The organism is Exiguobacterium sp. OS-77 (assembly GCF_000414195.2).
Lineage (GTDB): Bacteria > Bacillota > Bacilli > Exiguobacteriales > Exiguobacteriaceae > Exiguobacterium_A > Exiguobacterium_A indicum.
Map to the genome: position 1 here is coordinate 1,066,258 of NZ_DF239008.1, position 19,142 is coordinate 1,085,399.

General features: G+C 44.3%; 21 protein-coding genes. 16 read left to right on the forward strand and 5 right to left on the reverse strand.

What is annotated here, in order from left to right:
• Positions 1 to 72 precede the first annotated feature (72 nt).
• Entirely contained in the window at positions 73 to 366 is a 294-nt protein-coding gene (locus EXG77_RS05150; protein ID WP_023468871.1) for a hypothetical protein, read from the reverse strand.
• 247 nt (positions 367 to 613) lie between these two features.
• Entirely contained in the window at positions 614 to 1,366 is a 753-nt protein-coding gene (locus EXG77_RS05155; RefSeq protein WP_235147585.1) for a hypothetical protein, read from the reverse strand.
• Between the two features lie 111 nt (positions 1,367 to 1,477).
• Here EXG77_RS05155 and EXG77_RS05160 point away from each other — a divergent pair, with 111 nt between their 5' ends.
• From EXG77_RS05160 to EXG77_RS05190, 7 genes are all read left to right on the forward strand, one after another.
• Entirely contained in the window at positions 1,478 to 2,035 is a 558-nt protein-coding gene (locus EXG77_RS05160; RefSeq protein ID WP_023468869.1) for a GNAT family N-acetyltransferase, read from the forward strand.
• Positions 2,036 to 2,043: 8 nt separating this feature from the next.
• A complete protein-coding gene (locus EXG77_RS05165) occupies positions 2,044 to 2,757 on the forward strand; it encodes an alpha/beta fold hydrolase (RefSeq protein ID WP_035396687.1) in 714 nt (237 codons plus the stop codon).
• Positions 2,758 to 2,843: 86 nt separating this feature from the next.
• Entirely contained in the window at positions 2,844 to 3,935 is a 1,092-nt protein-coding gene (locus EXG77_RS05170; RefSeq protein ID WP_035396688.1) for a conserved virulence factor C family protein, read from the forward strand.
• Positions 3,936 to 4,295: 360 nt separating this feature from the next.
• Entirely contained in the window at positions 4,296 to 4,508 is a 213-nt protein-coding gene (locus tag EXG77_RS05175; RefSeq protein ID WP_023468866.1) for a hypothetical protein, read from the forward strand.
• Between the two features lie 79 nt (positions 4,509 to 4,587).
• On the forward strand, positions 4,588 to 5,034 hold the full coding sequence (locus EXG77_RS05180) for a BsuPI-related putative proteinase inhibitor (protein ID WP_023468865.1): 447 nt from the start codon (positions 4,588 to 4,590) through the stop codon (positions 5,032 to 5,034).
• A gap of 33 nt (positions 5,035 to 5,067) precedes the next feature.
• Entirely contained in the window at positions 5,068 to 5,886 is an 819-nt protein-coding gene (nadE, locus tag EXG77_RS05185) for an ammonia-dependent NAD(+) synthetase (protein ID WP_035396689.1), read from the forward strand.
• 115 nt (positions 5,887 to 6,001) lie between these two features.
• The gene (locus EXG77_RS05190; protein WP_035396690.1) at positions 6,002 to 7,273 is read left to right on the forward strand and encodes an FAD-dependent oxidoreductase; all 1,272 of its coding nucleotides are present in this window, start codon (positions 6,002 to 6,004) and stop codon (positions 7,271 to 7,273) included.
• 49 nt (positions 7,274 to 7,322) lie between these two features.
• On the opposite strand, the gene EXG77_RS05195 is transcribed toward EXG77_RS05190, so the two are convergent.
• Positions 7,323 to 7,718 carry a disulfide bond formation protein B gene (locus EXG77_RS05195; RefSeq protein ID WP_023468862.1) on the reverse strand — a complete coding sequence of 132 codons (396 nt, stop codon included), beginning with the start codon at positions 7,716 to 7,718 and terminating at the stop codon, positions 7,323 to 7,325.
• A 65-nt stretch (positions 7,719 to 7,783) separates the two neighbouring features.
• Between EXG77_RS05195 and EXG77_RS05200 the strand changes: the two genes are divergently transcribed.
• From EXG77_RS05200 to EXG77_RS05220, 5 genes are all read left to right on the forward strand, one after another.
• Positions 7,784 to 8,674: a LysR family transcriptional regulator gene (locus EXG77_RS05200; RefSeq protein WP_029342184.1), complete on the forward strand. Its 891-nt coding sequence runs from the start codon at positions 7,784 to 7,786 to the stop codon at positions 8,672 to 8,674.
• A complete protein-coding gene (locus EXG77_RS05205; RefSeq protein WP_023468860.1) occupies positions 8,658 to 9,770 on the forward strand; it encodes an N-acetyldiaminopimelate deacetylase in 1,113 nt (370 codons plus the stop codon). Before EXG77_RS05200 ends, EXG77_RS05205 begins: the two co-directional genes overlap by 17 nt.
• Positions 9,771 to 10,005: 235 nt before the next feature.
• Positions 10,006 to 11,403 (forward strand): cytochrome ubiquinol oxidase subunit I, encoded by a 1,398-nt coding sequence (locus tag EXG77_RS05210; RefSeq protein WP_023468859.1) that lies wholly within the window; start codon positions 10,006 to 10,008, stop codon positions 11,401 to 11,403.
• A 12-nt stretch (positions 11,404 to 11,415) separates the two neighbouring features.
• Positions 11,416 to 12,438, forward strand: coding sequence for a cytochrome d ubiquinol oxidase subunit II (locus tag EXG77_RS05215; protein WP_023468858.1), 1,023 nt, complete (start codon positions 11,416 to 11,418; stop codon positions 12,436 to 12,438).
• A 104-nt stretch (positions 12,439 to 12,542) separates the two neighbouring features.
• Entirely contained in the window at positions 12,543 to 13,211 is a 669-nt protein-coding gene (locus tag EXG77_RS05220; RefSeq protein ID WP_023468857.1) for a TrkA family potassium uptake protein, read from the forward strand.
• Between the two features lie 38 nt (positions 13,212 to 13,249).
• On the opposite strand, the gene EXG77_RS05225 is transcribed toward EXG77_RS05220, so the two are convergent.
• Positions 13,250 to 14,026, reverse strand: a complete 777-nt coding sequence (locus EXG77_RS05225; RefSeq protein WP_023468856.1) for a Cof-type HAD-IIB family hydrolase — start codon at positions 14,024 to 14,026, stop codon at positions 13,250 to 13,252.
• Positions 14,027 to 14,199: 173 nt separating this feature from the next.
• Between EXG77_RS05225 and EXG77_RS05230 the strand changes: the two genes are divergently transcribed.
• Both EXG77_RS05230 and rnjA read left to right on the forward strand, forming a co-directional pair.
• The gene (locus EXG77_RS05230) at positions 14,200 to 14,415 is read left to right on the forward strand and encodes a DNA-dependent RNA polymerase subunit epsilon (protein ID WP_023468855.1); all 216 of its coding nucleotides are present in this window, start codon (positions 14,200 to 14,202) and stop codon (positions 14,413 to 14,415) included.
• A complete protein-coding gene (gene rnjA / locus EXG77_RS05235; RefSeq protein ID WP_035396693.1) occupies positions 14,412 to 16,079 on the forward strand; it encodes a ribonuclease J1 in 1,668 nt (555 codons plus the stop codon). Before EXG77_RS05230 ends, rnjA begins: the two co-directional genes overlap by 4 nt.
• Positions 16,080 to 16,124: 45 nt before the next feature.
• On the opposite strand, the gene def is transcribed toward rnjA, so the two are convergent.
• Positions 16,125 to 16,664 (reverse strand): peptide deformylase, encoded by a 540-nt coding sequence (gene def, locus EXG77_RS05240; RefSeq protein ID WP_035396695.1) that lies wholly within the window; start codon positions 16,662 to 16,664, stop codon positions 16,125 to 16,127.
• A 377-nt stretch (positions 16,665 to 17,041) separates the two neighbouring features.
• Here def and pdhA point away from each other — a divergent pair, with 377 nt between their 5' ends.
• Positions 17,042 to 18,124: a pyruvate dehydrogenase (acetyl-transferring) E1 component subunit alpha gene (pdhA, locus tag EXG77_RS05245; RefSeq protein WP_023468852.1), complete on the forward strand. Its 1,083-nt coding sequence runs from the start codon at positions 17,042 to 17,044 to the stop codon at positions 18,122 to 18,124.
• Between the two features lie 3 nt (positions 18,125 to 18,127).
• Positions 18,128 to 19,105, forward strand: coding sequence for an alpha-ketoacid dehydrogenase subunit beta (locus EXG77_RS05250; RefSeq protein ID WP_023468851.1), 978 nt, complete (start codon positions 18,128 to 18,130; stop codon positions 19,103 to 19,105).
• Positions 19,106 to 19,142: the final 37 nt, after the last annotated feature.

Here is a 19,142-nt window from a genome sequence, read left to right on the forward strand (position 1 = left end):
CCGAATTTTTGAAAATAAATAACGCCTCTAGTAGAGATGAGGTTCTCTACTAGAGGCGTTTCGGATTACATATCAGCTCGTTGCAATCGAGCGCGTTTTTTTGTGGCGTTTCAATTTATGGAGGAGCCAAGCGTGAACGACCTCACAGGATTGACGTGGTAACGTCAGTTCAACAAGCGATTCCTGCTGTTGCCCTCTAATGATGAAAAGTCCATTTTCTTCATCGACAGGGGCGATGGTCATTGAACTCGCTTCATTCAGCGACAATTTCACTTCACCGAGTGTCGCATCCTTTAATTTCAGGATGTTCCCATTTGTCGCAAATTTCGTGAATGAGCCAATTCCGTTCACTTTTAACTGATCCATATTGAATTCCTCCTTCTGCTGATTCCAGTACTATCCCTATAAAAAACAGGGTCTAACTTCTATCTTGAAAAGGTTATCCTCATTATAGCGAAGTCTTCACAAGATGCTAGTCTTATTTTGTGTGAAAATTCGAAAAATTTTTTAACAATATTGTCATATGGATAGGAATACCTGTTAAGAGGCAATCGTGATATGAAATTCAAATAGAACAAAAGCATCCTTTTCCAAAAGAAAAAGATGCTAAAGGTCAATCTAACTCAAAACTCCATTTCTTTTTGCGACAAACAAGCGATCCACGTCGAAGGATCGATTCTTTCTCTGCTTCAAAATCTTCATGTAATACGTTCATGTCTTCGTACCGTCCTGCTACATAGACGGGAATCGTGATATTTCTTGAGAAAACAGACCGTTTTGCACTTTCGAAATCAATCAATACTCCTTCTTTGAGAAGATGACGGATATGAATCATGATTTCAGCTGTTAAAGCGATCGAGGCGACGGATCGTGCGTGCTGACGAAATTTCCGTTGTACGAGATCAGAGATAAGTTGTTCTACCCGTGACCAATCCTTCAAGTAAACAGAAGCATGAAGACCATCGTGTTCGCTAAAATAGACCAGTTCATTCTCGATCGAGTCAAGGAAAGGAAGCGGTGTCCCTCGTTTCATATGCATTAAAAATAATAACTCCGCGATTTCGACATCCGTCAATACATCAAGCGAATGAGAGGAGCGAATATCAATAGCAGTCAAAGGATGACGCTGGACATCCGTTGATTGTGAAAACTGTTCGATCTCATGCGCTTCGATGTAATGAAGCATCGTTCGAAACGATTGTTTCGTCTGTTTGAAATCACTTCCTGAAATGAGTAAAGGACGTTTCAAATCGACGGCTGCAGCGAAATCAGAGAAGTGTACTCCTGACATCGTTAATCGTTGATTTTCCTCGTCCTCATATAAGTAAAGTAACGCACTCGACATACCACTTCGCTTCCTTTCCATGACTAACTCCTTCATAATTTAATAGTAGCAAAACTTCGAATTGCCTGAAAGGATATTTACTTCTGAAAACGGGCATACTACATAGAGAAGCATAAAGAGAGGTGATGGAGCATGTGGGGCTTGCGAAAGCCTTTCCCGGAATTGCGGACCGAGCGCTTCATATTACGTGAGCTCGAAAACCGTGACGCACGCGAATTGTTTAAAATCCTATCGGACGATAAAGTCATGTATTATTACGGATCAGATCCGCTCGTGACGGTCTATGAAGCTAAAAATGTCATCAGTTACTTTAAAGAACAGTTCACGCAAGGTAAAGCGATTCGCTGGGCAATTGCTGATGCACAAACGAATCAATTGATCGGTACGATCGGTTTTCATAACTGGCTGTCTCAATACCATCGGGCTGAAATTGGTTTTGAAGTTAGTCAAGATTATTGGCAACGTGGTGTCGCTTCGGAAGCGGCAAGAGCTGTTCTGACATATGGCTTTGAAGAATTTGCTCTCCATCGAATCAGCGCCCTCGTCGCACCTGAAAACCTCGCTTCTAACGCATTGGTTCAAAAATTAGGATTCAAAGCAGAAGGATTACTAGAAGATTATGCATACAGTCATGGTCGTTTCATGGATTTGACGATGTACCGTATGCTCGCATCTGAATGGAAGGGATGAGGTAGTCAATGGAAAAACAAACACTTGTACTCCTGCATGGATTTACAGGAGGAACAGATTATTTTAATCGGGTAGAGGCAAATTTACGACATTCCTTTGATGTCTTACCACTAAGTTTACCGGGGCATGAGGGACTTGATGTTGGTCCGGATACGATTGAAGGCTTTGCCGAATGGGTCATGCATGAACTTGATCGACGTGGTATCAAAAAGCCGATCATCATCGGACATTCCTTTGGTGGATACATCACAGCTGCAATCGTTGAAGGGTATGCGGATCAAATCAGTGGATACGGTCTTGTGTATTCGACAGCTAAAGCAGATGATGAACAAGCGAAACAAAAACGAAATCAAAACATCACACGCGTTGAAGAAGTCGGTGTCAGAGAATTCGTCAATGGTCTTGTTCCATCCTTATTCGCTGAAGGGGCAGATGAGTTCGCTGTCGCTGAAGCACTTGAAATCGGGTACATGATGACGGTCGAAGGAGCGATTCGTGCGCTCTCTGCGATGCGAGATCGGCGAGATATGACGAAGGTCTTGACGAGGTCAAACGTGAAGGGTGTCATCATTCACGGCACGAAAGATCAACTGATTTCAGAGGAAAGTGCATTTGCACCAAAGAATGATCATCTCATACATCGGTCAACAGACAGTGGACACATGGGGATGCTTGAGACACCGGATGCTTTCGTTGCAATCATCGAAGAGGCATTCAAGTAAGTTTTTGCCCTACAGTCACGTCTGTAGGGCATTTGCTTTGCATTTCAGATGAGATATCTGAAATGATAGAAATGGAGGGGATACACATGAAAATCGTAGCGATTGAACCAACACCAAGTCCAAATAACATGAAAGTCATCGTTGATGAGGTCTTTTCGGAAAAGGGGCAGACATTCGAGCATGCCTTTGGCGCACCGGAACACATTCAGCGATTACTTGAAATACCTGGCGTTAAGTTCGTTTATCAGGTCAGTGACTTTTTATCGATCGAGCGTTATCCGAAATATGATTGGCGCTCGCTTGTCATCGATATACGACGTGCGTTCGGTGAAACGTTGAATGATGTTGAACAGCACGAGACAGATGCTGAGTATGAGCCTGTCCATCTATTCGTGCAGTTCATTTTAGGCGTACCGATGCAAATCAAAGGTGTGAAAGGATTAGAAGAAAAACGAGAAGGACTGTCGGAACGTTTCCGAGAAGCAGCGCTATTCGTCCAACCATTCGTTCAGAATGTCATTAGCGATCGACGCTGGGTGGAACAAGCACCTCGATACGGAGATCTTGACGAAAGTTTGCGTGAAGTAGCGAATGAGATTGAGATTGCCTATCCAGTCGAACGTATCGAACGTCTCAAGTCGCTCGCAGCAGGAGAAGATATTACGTTTAGCGGTCAAGCGATTCAATCATCCGATTGGAAAGAACGATTCGCGGCGCTCGATGAATTACCTGTTGAGATGGAATGGGTTCCAGCTTATGCTCGCCTGTTACAGGATGAGAAGATGCAAATTCGGCGTCAAGCGATTGTAAAGCTTGGGATGTTCGAAGATCACCGAGAAGAACTGTTAGAGTATTTGACGAGTGCACTGCATGATCCGTCAGGGATCGTTCGTCGGACAGCAGGCGATACGATTTCAGATTGGGCGATGCCAGAAGCTGAACCAATGATGATGGAAGCGTTAGCGGATAAAAATAAATTAGTACGCTGGCGAGCTGCACGCTTCCTGTTTGATGTCGGAACGGAACAGTCAATCCCAAGACTGCGTGAAGCAAGCCGAGACCGGGAATATGAAGTAGCTCTACAAGCCGAACTCGCATTAACGCGGATCGAGAGTGGGGAAGAAGCACTAGGAACGGTTTGGCAGCAAATGAATCGAATGATAGATGAAAGTTCATGAGAACTTAAAAAATAATTGAGTGAGAGAATCATTCGACAAAATGAGTCACTAATTGTCTAGGTATATATTCCCTGTTTCCTAAAAATACTGGTAAAATAATCAAAATCATGTTGTCATCTTTTTGAAATCGAAATGAAATGTGTTGGAAATGCTTATTAAAACGCTTGCATCTAACAACTAAATGGATTATTCCAAAATATCCCTGATGAAATTGAAATATTGTTTTGAAATGAAATGTCGAATGACAATTTTCTTCTTTTTTCTGCCCTTTGGTACAGTTAACCTACAATAACGAATTCGGAACATGTAGGTCATCTCTTGGCTGGGCATTATGAATGAGAAAAGGGGAGAATCGGGGATATGTTACTTTTCGCTGAAACTGATTTAGCAGTAGGATATAAGGAACGGACAAAAACAGGGGTATATGTAACGATCGAAACAATCGACAGTCGTACGATTACATTAGTCGCACCAGCAAACGCGGCAGAGGATATTTGTGACGAACTGTTTGCGACAGGACTAGAGCAATTGTTTTCATTCAAGATGAATCCATCGACTTTACCTGTGGCATAAGTGAATAACCGTGCGAGAGAGGAGAACCCTCTCTCGCTTTTTTTGTGATAAAATTATTAGAGATAAAAGGAGGGATGAGATGAAACGTCTCGTTTTCATTCTGCTACTGCTTTCTGTTTGTTTAGCAGGTTGCCAAGAAAAGAAACAACAGGCAACAACAACTACGAACGAACCGATTCGGATCGCAGTCAAAACGACAAAGCAGGACGACATGATGCAATTAGACATTTCTTTAACGAATCCAAATGATCACAGTGTGAACGTGACGTATCCTTCCTCACAACGTTTTCAGGCTCAATTGATTGATGCGAAACAACACGTAACGTATGATTTTGAGAAAGAGCAAGTATTCACGCAAGCGATTGAAAAAGATACGTTCACGAAACATGAAACGAAACAGTATACGGTTGAATTACCAATCTCCTCTTTAGGTGATAGCACGGAAGTTCGCGTATCGACAATCCGTCAATTCAAGGGAGCAAGTGCAAAACAAACGACGGATCAACAAATGATTGATTCAAAATGACGATCAACACAATGTGAAGGAGTGAAGCGATTCATGCAAAAAGAAATCATCCAAGTAACAGGAGTAAAGCCTGTCATTGACCCAGCACAAGAAGTAAACGAGCGGGTAGCCTTCTTGAAAGCGTATCTCAACCATACAGGAGCAAAAGGATTCGTATTGGGCATCTCAGGGGGACAAGATTCTTCGCTCGCAGGTCGTCTGTGCCAACTGGCAGTTGAAGAGTTGCGAAAAGAAGAGGGGAAAGATGTCGCATTTTATGCGGTCCGCTTGCCTTACGGGGAACAACAAGATGAAGCAGACGCACAGACAGCCTTGACGTTCATTCAACCGGATCATTCGCTTCGTGTGAACATTAAACCAGCAGTTGAAGCATCGATGCAGGCGTTCAAAGAAGCGACAGGTGCAGAACTTTCCGACTTTAGTAAAGGAAATACGAAAGCGCGGGAGCGAATGAAAAGCCAATATGATTTAGCTGCTCATTATGGCTGTTTAGTCGTTGGAACGGATCATGCAGCTGAATTCGTGACGGGATTCTACACGAAACACGGTGATGGTGCATGTGATTTGACGCCATTGACAGGACTGAACAAACGGCAAGGGAAACAACTCTTACGTTACTTGAACGCACCAGAAGTCTTGATTGAAAAAGTTCCGACAGCAGATCTTGAAGAAAATCGTCCGGCATTACCAGACGAAGTGGCACTTGGAATGACATACGAAGAAATTGATGATTATTTGGAAGGAAAGACGATTTCAGAAGCAAGTCAAGAAAAGTTAGAGACGCAGTATAAACGTGTTGGACATAAGCATCATATGCCCGTTTCACCACTCGATGAATGGTGGAAAGCCTAATCCAAAATAAGGAGACGTGATTTCAATCGTGAAATCACGTCTTTTTTCATGTTCTTCGATTCTTCTTCAATTGTTATGGGAAAAGAAGAGAAACGATGATTGAGGAGGCGAGAGTATGACGATTGGGATTATAGGTGGAGGGTTATCCGGCTTGACGGCAGCTGCATTATTCGCAAAACAAGGAACGCCGGTCACGCTTTGGGATGCGGGATTACTTGGAGGACGTGCCACCTCTCAAACCGTAAAAGGATTTACGTTTAATTACGGTGCTCATGCGATTTATGGACGCGATCAATCGATTCTTCGCAAATTAACGAAACAGCTTGGTATCGAAGTGACGTGGCTGGATTTCTCAGCGAGTCGTGCGAAATATGAGTTTTCAGGTCATTTGACGGCAGTTCCTGCGAATGCCTGGGGATTATTGAAAACAGAAGTCATCGAAGGAACGAACAAAGTACGTTTCACATGGGAAATCATTAAAACGATTTTACGAGTCGAACGAGGGGATCCGCAACAATCGATCGGGCAATGGTTAAAAACAGAACGAGTCGATGAACAAGTGGCACAGTTGATGCTTGATTTGGCATCAACGAACTTTTTTACGGCAGAACCCGAAAAAATTCCGTCAGACGTCTATTTCGAGTATTATCAAAAACTTTTTCGGACGCGCAAGCCTGTCTCATACATCGAAGGGGGGTGGCAAGGGTTAGTACAGGAGTTGGAACGGATCATTCTAGAGAACCGCGGAGAGATTCTGAAAAAAACAAAAATAACAGCAGTCGAATCGACTACGACAGGATTCTTAGTACGTGATCGAAAGAAACAAGAATGGAACGTCGAACGGATCATCTTTGCCGTACCACCGCGTGAAATCTTAAAAATGGCGACCCCAACTGCCATTCAACGATTTGTTACACCGTATGCAAGTCATGAACCGGTAGAAGTATTCGTGTATGATCTTGGACTTCATCCGTATATCCAAACACCGTATTCATACATCTACGACCGTTCGCATCGAGCGTTCATCACGGATTTATCACATTATGATGCAAGTCTTGCACCGAAGGATGGTCAAGTCCTTCAAGCAATCGCCTATCTTGAACACGATCGACTTGAGGATCCTGATTATATTGGACATGTCCGAACAGGAATCGAACAGATGCTTGACGTTCATTTTGCAGATTGGCGACAACGTATCGTCGCAGAACGAACGATCAAACGAGCAGTCGTACAAGAAATCAAATGGAAAATGGGGCAAGCGCCGCTTGCGACTCATATTCCGGATCATGCAGGTGTCGCTTTCGTCGGGGACTGGTGTGAAGGTACGGGACAGCTCTCAGAGCTTGCGTTCTCAAGCGCCGTCAGCGTCTTCAATCGATGGGCGTGATATCAAACGACAAAAAAGAGAAGTCGAATCGACTTCTCTTTTTTGTATCTTATGCTTCATTGTTCGAACGTGCTGGATAGAACGCTAGAATCAAGAGTAATGTAAAGGCAATGAGACTCATCATCGGAATCGTCAAGAAACCAAAATAGTTGACCCACTTGATGAGACAGCCGCTTGTACATAACGCTTCGCCATCGGGTAAGCGCTCAAGAATGACGTGGTACAAGGCGACACCAAAGCCGGCAAGCACATACAGGCGGACGAAGAGTGGATCAATCGTTTTCGACCGGAATAGCGAGATGAGCAAATAAAAGGCAGTCGTATACATGAATAGTCGTTGCCACCAACAGAGAGGGCAGGGGATGAATCCACGAATTTCACTGAAATAGAGACTGCCAAGCGTTGCAATCGTTGAGATGATGAACATAAAATGATAGCGTGTCATATGTATCGTCCTTTCTAACGTGTTAAACTAATGCCATCTTATATCATGAGGAGTCGAATCTCACATTGCAAGTGTCGGAAATGGAAATGTTGATCACCTTATCGGAAGAATTGAATATGAGGCGCGCTGCCGAACGATTATTCGTCTCGCAACCTGCGCTTAGTCAACGTCTCGTTGCGATTGAAAGACGCTGGGGAACAAAATTATTCATTCGTTCATCGCGTGGGTTAAGCATCACACCACAAGGAGAAAAAGTAATCGGTCTCGCAAAAGAGATGAATCGAAAGGAACTTGAGTTAAAAAGTGAATTGACAGCAGAAGAGGGTGCCGTTTATGGAACGCTTCGGATTGCCGTCGCTTCCATCATGGGGCAATATTGGCTCCCTCGTGTCTTGAAACGATTCGTTGAGCGTTACCCGCATGTCCGTGTTCAGCTTGTCACGGGATGGTCCAGTGAGATGATGCGTCATATGTTAGAGGAACATTTTCATATCGGGATCATTCGTGGAAACCCGGACTGGAAAGGTGTTAAAGAACGTCTTTTCTCGGATCCGCTCTATTTAGTCGATAGTGAGTTGACGTCAATCGAACAGTTACGCGTGACGGATCGACCATTCATCCAGTTCAAGAGTGATTCAACGTACTATCAAGAAATTTTAGAATGGTGGCAAGATCGGTTCGCAAGTCCACCATCTCGGACGCTGGTCGTCGATCAAATCGAGACATGTAAGCAGATGGCTCTACATGGAATTGGATTTGCGATTTTACCCGAGTCGACGATCCAACAATCAAATGAAGTCATGCAGCTTCCGTTAAAAACATCGTCCGGAAAGATATTAAAGCGAGATACATGGATTTTGTCTACGGAATCGATGCTTGAACTAAAACAAGTTCAAGCATTTTGGGACATCGTAAAAGAAGAAGGAGGAAGTCAGTCAGATGGAATACGCCATTGAAATGCGGCGCGCGCTTCATAAAATACCAGAACCAGGGTTCAAGGAATTTAAGACGCAAGCTTTTATATTGGAACAAATTCGTGCTTATCCACCAGATCGTGTCACGTATGATACGTTTGAAACGGGTGTTTTCGTTCGAGTGAAAGGATTGACTGGGAATCGGACGATTGGATACCGGGCAGACATTGATGGGTTACCGATTGAAGAAGCGACAGGTCTTCCATTTTGCTCGGAACATCCAGGCTTCATGCATGCCTGTGGTCACGATATGCACACGTCGATTGCGTTGGGATTGATGAAACGAATCATTGAATTGCCGGTCATGGATGATGTCGTCTTTTTATTCCAACCAGCGGAAGAAGGTCCGGGCGGGGCAGAACCGATGATTAAAAGTCCGTTGTTTGAAAAATATCGTCCAAGTGAGATGTATGGTCTTCACGTCGCACCGGAGTATCCAGTCGGTACGATTGCAAGCCGTCCCGGCGTCTTGTTCGCGAGTGCTCGAGAAGTCCATATCACGATCTATGGTCAAAGTGGTCACGCGGCATTTCCTCATTTGACGATTGATACGGTCGTTGCGCAAGCAGCCTTGATCATGCAATTGCAAACAATCGTCAGCCGATCCATCAATCCGATGAACTGTAGCGTCATCACGATCGGAAAGGTCGATGCCGGGATTCGAGAAAACGTCATCGCCGGTAGAGCTGTTCTTGACGGTACGATGCGCGCACTCAACGGGGAAGACATGGAAAAACTGGAACGACGCGTTCGTGACATCATTCGAGGAATCGAAGCTTCCTTTGGCGTCAAGATTGATCTGCAATTCGGAAATCGTTATTACGAGGTCGTCAATGACCGACACATCGTTGATAAATTTTCATCATTCGTCAAGATGAATGCGAACTACATTGAATGTGATGCAGCAATGACAGGAGAAGACTTCGGATTCATGTTGAAGGAAATTCCAGGGATGATGTTTTGGCTTGGAGTCGACAATCCGACATCTGGACTTCATCAACCAACCTTGAATCCGGATGAATCCGCGATTCCATTTGTGATTGATTTACTCGATCATTATTTCCGAGAATATGTTTAAAAAAGTTTTATGAAATAATGAAGGACATTAAGCTTTCCCTTTCGAAATCAAGAATGGGAAAGCTTTTTATATATGTAAGAATAGGAGTTTTCGAACATTTTGTGAAAAAAATCACGTGCACATGTGAACAATTTGTTACATCAAACATTATAAACAGACATAAAGGGTTATGTTCTCTATGATACGGTTATAGACCATATAGAGAAGTATGTTTTAGGAAGAGGGGGCTATATACATGTTCAATGATCCCGTATTGCTCAGTCGATTGTTGACAGGGCTCACATTAGCGTTTCATATTATATTCGCGACGATTGGCGTCGGGGTACCACTTATGGTACTCGCAGCTGAATTCATCGGTCTGAAACGCAAAGATCCGGATTATATTTTATTAGCAAGACGGTGGACGCGTGGATACGTCGTTACCGTCGCAGTTGGTGTCGTGACAGGGACGGCCATCGGATTGCAATTATCACTACTTTGGCCGTCACTCATGCAAGTAGCTGGTCAAACGATCGCACTACCGCTATTTATGGAAACATTCGCATTCTTCTTTGAAGCGATTTTCCTCGGTATTTATCTGTACACGTGGGATCGGTTCAAAAACCCATGGTTACACTGGTTGATCGGGATTCCGGTCGTCATTGGTGCGACAGCATCAGCATTCTTCATTACGACGGTCAACTCTTTCATGAACTCACCAGAAGGATTTAAGATCGTCAACGGAACGCTAACGCAAATTGAACCATTAAAAGCAATGTTCAATACAGCAACACCTACAAAAGCAACACACGTCATCGTATCGGCTTATTTAACAGTCGCCTTCATCTTGGCGGCAATCGCGGCGTTCCACTTACTCCGCAAAAAAACACTCTCAGCAGCGGAAACAGCGTATCATAAAAAAGCACTTCGCTTAACGGTCATGGCTGGATTGATTTTTGCTTTCTCGACGGCACTTGTCGGGGACTTCTCAGGGAAATACTTGGCGAAATATCAGCCAGAGAAACTCGCGGCTGCTGAATGGCATTTTGAAACGACAAGTGAAGCAGAATTGATTTTTGGTGGGATACTTGATCAGCAAGAAGACGGCAGTTATGAAATCAAGGGAGCCGTCAAAATCCCATATGCACTCTCGATCCTTGCGGGTGGAGCTCCAGATACAGAAGTCATTGGTCTAAATGAGTTCGCAAAAGAAGATCAAGCACCGCTGATCGTTCACTATTTCTTCGATATCATGGTTTCGATTGGTATGTATTTGGCTGCCATCTCTGCCTTGTTCATCTTGGCATTCCGTTTGAAAAAATTAAATCCTTATAACAAATGGATTTTAAGAGGTGTCTTCATCGGTGGACCTCTGGCGATGATTTCAATTGAAGCAGGTTGGATGTATGCTGAAATTGGTCGTCAACCTTGGACACTGTACGGCATCATGCGGACAGCAGATGCGGCGACGACATCAACTGCTGTTGGTCCGATGTTGATTCTATTCAGTGCCTTGTACTTGATGCTCGGTACGATTTGTACAGTCGTATTATTACGGATGTTCAAGAAAAACCCGGTTGGAAAAGAACTTCAAGAACTTGCTGAAAACCACCACGCGCGTGGGGAAGCTATGTTCGTGGATGATAACAAGTAAGGAGGGAACGATTTGGACGTTCAAACACTAGGAATTACGGTCCTTTGGACTTTCCTGTACGGATATCTCATCGTTGCCTCAATTGACTTCGGTGCTGGATTTTACGCCTTTTATTCAAAATATACGAAGCGGGATCATTTAACGAATCGATTGATTCTTCGTTATCTCTCACCAGTGTGGGAGGTAACGAATGTCTTCTTCGTATTCTTCTTCGTCGGACTAGTCGGGTTCTTCCCGGATACCGCTTATTATTTCGGTACGGCACTGCTCGTGCCAGCCTCAATCGTTCTCGTATTAATTGCGATTCGTGGTAGCTTCTATGCATTTGCCAATTATGGATCAAACGACAGCATGTTCTATACGTTCTTATATGGAGCAACTGGTCTATTGATTCCGGCGGCGATGTCAACGACTTTGACGATCAGTCAAGGTGGATTCATTCGTAAAACGAATGAAACAGTCGAGTTTTTAGGAACAAAATTATTTACGAACTTTTACTCTTGGTCGGTCGTAGCACTCGCTATCGTATCCGTCCTCTATATCAGTGCGATGTTCCTCTTGTTCTACGCAGATAAAGCGAAGGATGAAGGGGCTACTCCGCTAATTCGTAAATGGGCACTCTTCTGGAGTGGTCCAACGATTCTAGTCTGTGCACTCGTTTTCTTTGGATTGAAAAATCAAGCGGCATGGCACTATGAGAACATCTTAAACGGGAACTGGTGGTGGTTCGCTGCTAGTTTCATCTTCTTCCTTGTTGCGGTGACACTCGTCTACATGAAGAAGAATTACGGAATTGCTTTCGTCGCGGTCATGCTACAGTATGGAGTGGCATGGTTCGGTTACGGTTATACGCACTTACCATATATCTTGTATCCATATATCGATATCAACAAAGCGGTCGTTAACGAAACAATGGCTTCCGCACTCGTCGTTGTCTTCATCTTCGGACTCTTACTCTTGATTCCGGCGTTGTACTTGATTTTACGACTCTTCTTGTTCGATAACGATTATGTACGTGGGAAATCCTCAAAATAATGGATGAATACACGCCTCTGCGAATCGCAGGGGCGTTTATAGTATTTTTAAATTGAATCAGGTACACTACTAAGGAAGAGCGATTGTGAAGGAGAGTTGTGAAAATGAATGGAGAGTTTGCAGTAATTGGACTAGGGCGCTTTGGTGGCTCGATTGTCCGTGAATTATCGAAAAATGGGTACGATGTCTTAGCGATTGACTCCGACGAGGAGCGCGTCAATGAATTCATGGGAATTGCGACGCATTCCGTCATCGCGGACACGACGGATGAGAATGTCTTAAAAAGTCTAGGAATCCGAAACTTCGACCATGTCATCGTTGCCATCGGGGAAAATATTCAAGCATCTATCTTGACGACATTGATCTTAAAAGAGCTCGGGGTACAATCGATCACCGTTAAAGCGACGAACGATTACCACGAAAAAGTATTACGAAAAATTGGAGCAGATTTCATCGTTCACCCCGAACGGGATATGGGAGTCCGGATTGCAAATGGTTTAATGAGTTCCAATATTCTTGACTATCTCGATTTATCTCAAGAATTTTCGATCGTTGAAATTAAAGTCAGTGATCGGATGGCAAAACAAACATTGATTGACCTTGATTTACGGAGCAAATACGGAGCGAACGTCGTCGCCATTAAACGTGGAGAAAACGTTCTGATTTCTTTACAAGCTGATGAAATGATTGAAAAAGGGGACTATCTCGTCGTCATTGGTGAAAATGAGGACCTCGACCGTCTAGAGCGTGCGATTCATAAAGTGAAGAACTAAAAAAAGCTGAGGCGCGCCTCAGCTTTACATTTACTTAATTAAATGAGTTGGAATTCTTTTAATCCGTGTGCGATACCGTCCTCAAGGATGGGTTTCGTGACATAGTCAGCGGCAGCTTTCGTTTCTGGAAGTCCGTTGCCCATTGCAATACCCGTTCCGACGTAGCGAAGCATCTCTAGATCGTTTAAAGCATCACCAAATGCAAAGGTATCTTCGCGGCGAATATTCGTCAATTTCAGGAATTGTTTGATCCCTTCTGCTTTCGAAGAACCGACATTGATGACATCCATTGCATGTGGGTGCCAACGAATGAAATCAAATGCGTCATAGCGTTTAACATAATCGCTCTCTTCTTCAGCTGTGCAGTAGACGAGCGTTTGGAAAACATCATGCGATAAGAATGCTTCTTCATCGTGAATCGGCAACGGCATATCAAGCTCCCCGAGTGAATCGACGACATGAACATCATTTGATTTCGTCGTGAAGCCTTTTGTTTCGCCAAGATAAACGAGTGTATGCCCGTTTTCTTTCGCTTGTTGCGTTAAATGCGTTAAATCCGTCTTCGGTTGTGGACGTTTGTAGATGATTTCATTTTGATGAACGACGATTTGCCCGTTATAGCCGATAATCGTATCGATGTTGAGTAGTTCACGGATTCCAGACAACATCGCAGGTCCGCGTCCGGTTGCAAGGGCTACATAGACACCATTTTCTTGAAGCTTACGAATTGCCTGTTTTGTTGATTCCGGAACAAAATGACCATCATGCAATAAGGTTCCGTCGATATCGAAAAAGACGACTTTCTGATTTGCCATGGTTTCACCTTCTCTTTTTAATTGGTCGAAATGACCTGTTCATGTGAAAGTATAGCATAACCAAAAGCGTGTTGCCGGAAGGGAACATGCCGAATAAGGATGAAAAATAGTCCATGTATCGTGTATACTGTACTAAGGACAAAAAACAATGTACTGATAAGGAGTTGCTAGGCATGATTTTTAAAGTATTTTACCAACCGCTTCGTTCGGAAGCACCTGTTCGTGAACGGACAGAAACAATGTATGTAGAAGGGGAAAGCATTCGTGACGTGCGATCAACGATTGACCACCTCAAAGATATCAACATCGAGTTCATCCGCGAAGTCAGCGGAGAATTTTTGACATACGAACAACAACATCCTGATTTCAAGGTTGCGACGTTCGAATGAAGTTCGTCAAAAACCATCAGGCCGCCGTTTTCGCACTCGGTGGACTCGGGGAAATCGGGAAGAACACGTATGTCGTTCAATTCCAAGATGAGATCATCGTCATTGACGCGGGTGTCATGTTCCCAGAAGATGAATTACTTGGAATCGACTATGTCATTCCAGATTACACGTACTTGATCAAGAACAAGGATAAGGTCAAAGGCGTCTTCATCACACACGGTCATGAAGATCACATTGGTGGTCTGCCTTTCTTGCTTAAACAAGTGAACTTACCGATTTACGCTGGGAAGATTGCGATGGGTCTCATCAAGGTGAAGTTAGAAGAGCATGGTTTGCTTCGCAACGCGGAACTGCATGAGATCGATGAAGATTCGGTCATCAAGTTCCGGAAGACAAGCATCTCGTTCTTCCGTACGACACACTCGATTCCGAACTCGTTCGGTGTCGTCGTCAAAACACCACAAGGGAACATCGTGCATACAGGGGACTTCAAGTTCGATTTCACGCCAGTCGGAGAGCCGGCTGATTTAGCGAAAATGGCTGAACTCGGTAAAGAAGGCGTATTGTGTCTTCTATCGGACTCAACGAATGCAGAAGTGGAAGGGTTTACGATGAGTGAACGTGTCGTTGGGGAAACGATCTCAGACATCTTCCGTAAAGCGGAAGGACGGATCATCTTCGCGACGTTTGCGTCGAACATCTATCGTCTGCAACAAGTCGTCAATGCTTCTGTAGAAGCAGGACGGAAAATCGTCGTCTTCGGACGTAGCATGGACAAGGTCATGATGATTGGTCAAGAACTTGATTTCATCAAAGCGCCGAAGGGTACGATCATCGAGCCGAACGAGATGAAACGTTATAAATCAAATGAGTTGACGATCCTTTGTACCGGTTCACAAGGAGAACCGATGGCTGCACTTAGCCGTATCGCAAACGGAACACATCGTCAAATCTCGATCATTCCGGATGATCTCGTCATCTTCTCTTCGTCCCCAATCCCAGGAAACGTCGTTTCTGTCGGAAAGACGATCAATCAGCTATATAAAGCTGGCGCAGATGTCATGTACGGTAAACTGAATGATATCCATACATCAGGTCACGGTAGTCAACAAGAGCAGTTGCTCATGTTACGTCTATTGAATCCGAAATACTTCATGCCGATTCACGGGGAATACCGGATGCTGAAGAAGCATATGTCGCTTGCGATGGATGCTGGTGTACCGGAAGAGAACTGCTTCGTCATGGATAACGGTGAAGTACTGGCATTAGATGCGAATGCAGCCGCTATCACTGGGAAGATTCAAGCGAATGCCGTTTATGTCGATGGAAAAGGAATCGGAGACATCGGAAACATCGTTTTACGCGATCGCCGTATTCTCTCAGAAGAGGGACTCGTCGTCGTCGTCGTGACGCTTGACTCGAAGACGAATCGTCTCGTCTCTGGACCGGACATCATCTCGCGTGGTTTCGTCTACATGCGTGAGTCGGGTAATTTGATTAAAGATGCTGAACGTCTACTCAAGCGTTCGCTTGATCAATCGCTTGCGAACCGTAATACGAAATGGACGGACATCAAACAAGTCATCAATGATACGCTCACACCGTATTTAACAGAAAAAACACAACGTCATCCAATGGTCATGCCGATCATCATGGAAGTCTGATTCAAAAAAATCCTCGTCTCCGAAACGGAAACGAGGATTTTTGCATTACGTGGCAGGACCGTATTCCTTGAACGGTTCTTTTTTATCAATCCGATCATAGAACATGACGCCATCTAGATGGTCATATTCATGCTGGCAGACGATTGCTTTCATCCCTTTTAAACGTAATTTTACAGGATTTCCGTTATGATTGATGCCAGTTAGGGTAATACGCATATAGCGCGGTACATGTCCTTCGACTTCACGATCGACGGACAGACATCCTTCGCCGCCCGTTAAATAGGTCTGCTCGACGGAATGACTGATGATTTTTGGATTATAGATACCAAATTCCAATAAATCATCTCCATCCGGTAAGCGGATCGCGAACATGCGCTTGTTGACACCGATTTGTGGTGCTGCAAGTCCAATGCCGCTTCGTAAATCGTATTTCTTCGCAATTTCATCATCTTGACTGTTGGCGAGGAACTCGCGCATGAGTCGCATCGTTTCCTTATCCTCATCGCTGAGAGGGAAGGTCACTTCTACTGACCGTTCGTGAAGAGCAGGAACGTCTTCGCGTACGATTTCATTCATGGTGATCATGAACAACACTCCTTTCGTCTACAAAAAGTATAGCATAGGAAAGTGGGGAATGATGACAACTAACACAGTAGGAAAATATCGAATGATACAGAAGATGGAATATTCTAGTTTTGTGATTGAATTCACAATGTGAAACGCGAAAAAAATAAAACATTTCCTTTGATTTTAAGGTGTTACAGATTTATACTTGTAACGTAATGAACAAGACACTATAACGTGTCGATTCATGATAATACAGTTTACTCAACTGAATAGGTACACAGACACATGTTCAAAGGATAGTCACACGGGACTTCGTTTTTTGGACACTATTGTCATGTGGGCAAATCAGTCAGAGGAATATTTCGCTGAACGCAGTGAAAGGATGAGGTGAAAAGATGAACGTAAACATGTTTAAAAACGTGGAAGAAAACTTTGAAACGTTCCGCATTCTTGACGAGAAAGGTGAAGTCGTCAATAAAGACGCTATGCCAGACCTCTCGGATGAAGAGCTTACGGAATTAATGCGCCGTCTCGTATACACACGTATCTGGGACCAACGTGCAATCTCACTTAACCGTCAAGGACGCCTTGGTTTCTACGCTCCAGTAGCTGGACAAGAAGCGTCAATGATTGGTACGCAATTCGCTTTGGATAAAGATGACTGGATTCTTCCTGGATACCGTGATATTCCACAAATGGTCTTCCATGGCTTCCCACTTTACAAAGCATTCTTGTTCTCACGCGGTCACATCACAGGTGGTAAGATTCCTGAAGGTGTTAACGTCTTAATGCCACAAATCATCATCGGTGCGCAGATCGTTCAAGCGGCTGGTGTTGCTCTCGGTCTTAAGAAAAGCGGTAAAGAACAAGTCGCAATCACTTACACAGGTGATGGTGGTTCTTCACAAGGTGACTTCTATGAAGGTATGAACTTCGCTGGAGCTTTCAAAGCACCTGCAATCTTCGTCGTTCAAAACAACCGTTTCGCAATCTCGACACCTGTCGAAAAACAATCTATGGCGAAAACAATCGCTCAAAAAGCTGTCGCTGCTGGTATCAATGGTATCCAAGTCGACGGTATGGACGTTCTTGCTGTATACGCAGCTACGAAACAAGCGCGTGTTGAAGCACTCAACGGTGTTCCGACATTGATCGAAACATTGACTTACCGTTACGGACCACACACACTCGCTGGTGATGATCCAACACGTTACCGTACAAAAGACATGGATGATGAGTATCAAGCACAAGATCCACTCGTCCGTTTCCGTGCTTTCATGGAAGCAAAAGGTCTTTGGAACGAAGATAAAGAGAACGAAGTCATCGAGCAAGCTAAAGCTGACGTTAAGGAAGCACTTGCACAAGCTGACAAAGAACCAAAACAAAAAGTTACAGATTTCATCAACGTGATGGCTGAGAAGCTTCCACAAAACCTGCAAGAGCAGCTTGATGAGTATACAGCAAAGGAGTCGAAATAACCCATGGCACAAATGACGATGATCCAAGCGATCACTGACGCAATGCGCGTCGAGATGAAACGCGACGAACAAGTTCTCTTGTTCGGTGAAGACGTCGGTAAAAACGGTGGGGTATTCCGTGCGACAGAAGGTCTTCAAGATGAGCTCGGCGAAGACCGCGTCTTCGATACACCACTTGCAGAATCAGGTATTGGTGGTCTTGCTGTCGGATTCAGTCTGACAGGATTCCGTCCAATCATGGAAATCCAATTCTTCGGATTCGTATTCGAAGTATTCGATTCAGTCGCAGCACAACTTGCGCGTCTCCGTTACCGTTCAGGCGGCACATACAGTGCACCTGTTACAATCCGTTCACCATTCGGTGGCGGTGTTAAAACACCGGAACTTCACGCAGATAACCTCGAAGGACTCATGGCTCAGTCACCAGGACTTAAAGTTGTCATTCCTTCAACACCTTACGATGCAAAAGGTCTTTTGATCGCGTCAATCCGCGACAACGACCCAGTCGTATTCCTCGAGCACATGAAACTCTACCGTTCATTCCGCGGTGAAGTGCCAGAGGGCGATTACACGATCGAACTCGGAAAAGCTGATGTAAAACGTGAAGGTACAGATGTAACAATCGTCACTTACGGTGCGATGGTACACGCTTCACTTAAAGCAGCGGAAGAGCTCGAAAAAGAAAACATCAGCGTCGAAATCATCGACTTGATGACAATCAGCCCAATCGATATCGATACGATTCTTGCTTCTGTCAAGAAAACAAACCGTGTCGTCGTCGTTCAAGAAGCACAAAAACAAGCGGGTATCGCTGCAATGGTTGCAACTGAAATCCAAGAACGTGCAATCCTTGACCTCGAAGCGCCAATTCTTCGTGTTGCTGCTCCAGATACAATCTTCCCATTTGCACAAGGTGAAGACGTCTGGATCCCAGATCACAAAGATATCGTTGAGAAAGTCAAAACTGTCTACAATTTCTAAGAGCATTTCGGAAAATAAGGAGAGGGGTCCATTCTCT

Coding starts and splice junctions, on each gene's coding strand:
- EXG77_RS05150 (WP_023468871.1), bottom strand. CDS start 366: ATGGATCAGTTAAAAGTGAACGGAATTGGCTCATTCACGAAATTTGCG.
- EXG77_RS05155 (WP_235147585.1), bottom strand. CDS start 1,366: ATGGAAAGGAAGCGAAGTGGTATGTCGAGTGCGTTACTTTACTTATAT.
- EXG77_RS05160 (WP_023468869.1), top strand. CDS start 1,478: ATGTGGGGCTTGCGAAAGCCTTTCCCGGAATTGCGGACCGAGCGCTTC.
- EXG77_RS05165 (WP_035396687.1), top strand. CDS start 2,044: ATGGAAAAACAAACACTTGTACTCCTGCATGGATTTACAGGAGGAACA.
- EXG77_RS05170 (WP_035396688.1), top strand. CDS start 2,844: ATGAAAATCGTAGCGATTGAACCAACACCAAGTCCAAATAACATGAAA.
- EXG77_RS05175 (WP_023468866.1), top strand. CDS start 4,296: ATGTTACTTTTCGCTGAAACTGATTTAGCAGTAGGATATAAGGAACGG.
- EXG77_RS05180 (WP_023468865.1), top strand. CDS start 4,588: ATGAAACGTCTCGTTTTCATTCTGCTACTGCTTTCTGTTTGTTTAGCA.
- nadE (WP_035396689.1), top strand. CDS start 5,068: ATGCAAAAAGAAATCATCCAAGTAACAGGAGTAAAGCCTGTCATTGAC.
- EXG77_RS05190 (WP_035396690.1), top strand. CDS start 6,002: ATGACGATTGGGATTATAGGTGGAGGGTTATCCGGCTTGACGGCAGCT.
- EXG77_RS05195 (WP_023468862.1), bottom strand. CDS start 7,718: ATGACACGCTATCATTTTATGTTCATCATCTCAACGATTGCAACGCTT.
- EXG77_RS05205 (WP_023468860.1), top strand. CDS start 8,658: ATGGAATACGCCATTGAAATGCGGCGCGCGCTTCATAAAATACCAGAA.
- EXG77_RS05210 (WP_023468859.1), top strand. CDS start 10,006: ATGTTCAATGATCCCGTATTGCTCAGTCGATTGTTGACAGGGCTCACA.
- EXG77_RS05220 (WP_023468857.1), top strand. CDS start 12,543: ATGAATGGAGAGTTTGCAGTAATTGGACTAGGGCGCTTTGGTGGCTCG.
- EXG77_RS05225 (WP_023468856.1), bottom strand. CDS start 14,026: ATGGCAAATCAGAAAGTCGTCTTTTTCGATATCGACGGAACCTTATTG.
- EXG77_RS05230 (WP_023468855.1), top strand. CDS start 14,200: ATGATTTTTAAAGTATTTTACCAACCGCTTCGTTCGGAAGCACCTGTT.
- rnjA (WP_035396693.1), top strand. CDS start 14,412: ATGAAGTTCGTCAAAAACCATCAGGCCGCCGTTTTCGCACTCGGTGGA.
- def (WP_035396695.1), bottom strand. CDS start 16,664: ATGATCACCATGAATGAAATCGTACGCGAAGACGTTCCTGCTCTTCAC.
- pdhA (WP_023468852.1), top strand. CDS start 17,042: ATGAACGTAAACATGTTTAAAAACGTGGAAGAAAACTTTGAAACGTTC.
- EXG77_RS05250 (WP_023468851.1), top strand. CDS start 18,128: ATGGCACAAATGACGATGATCCAAGCGATCACTGACGCAATGCGCGTC.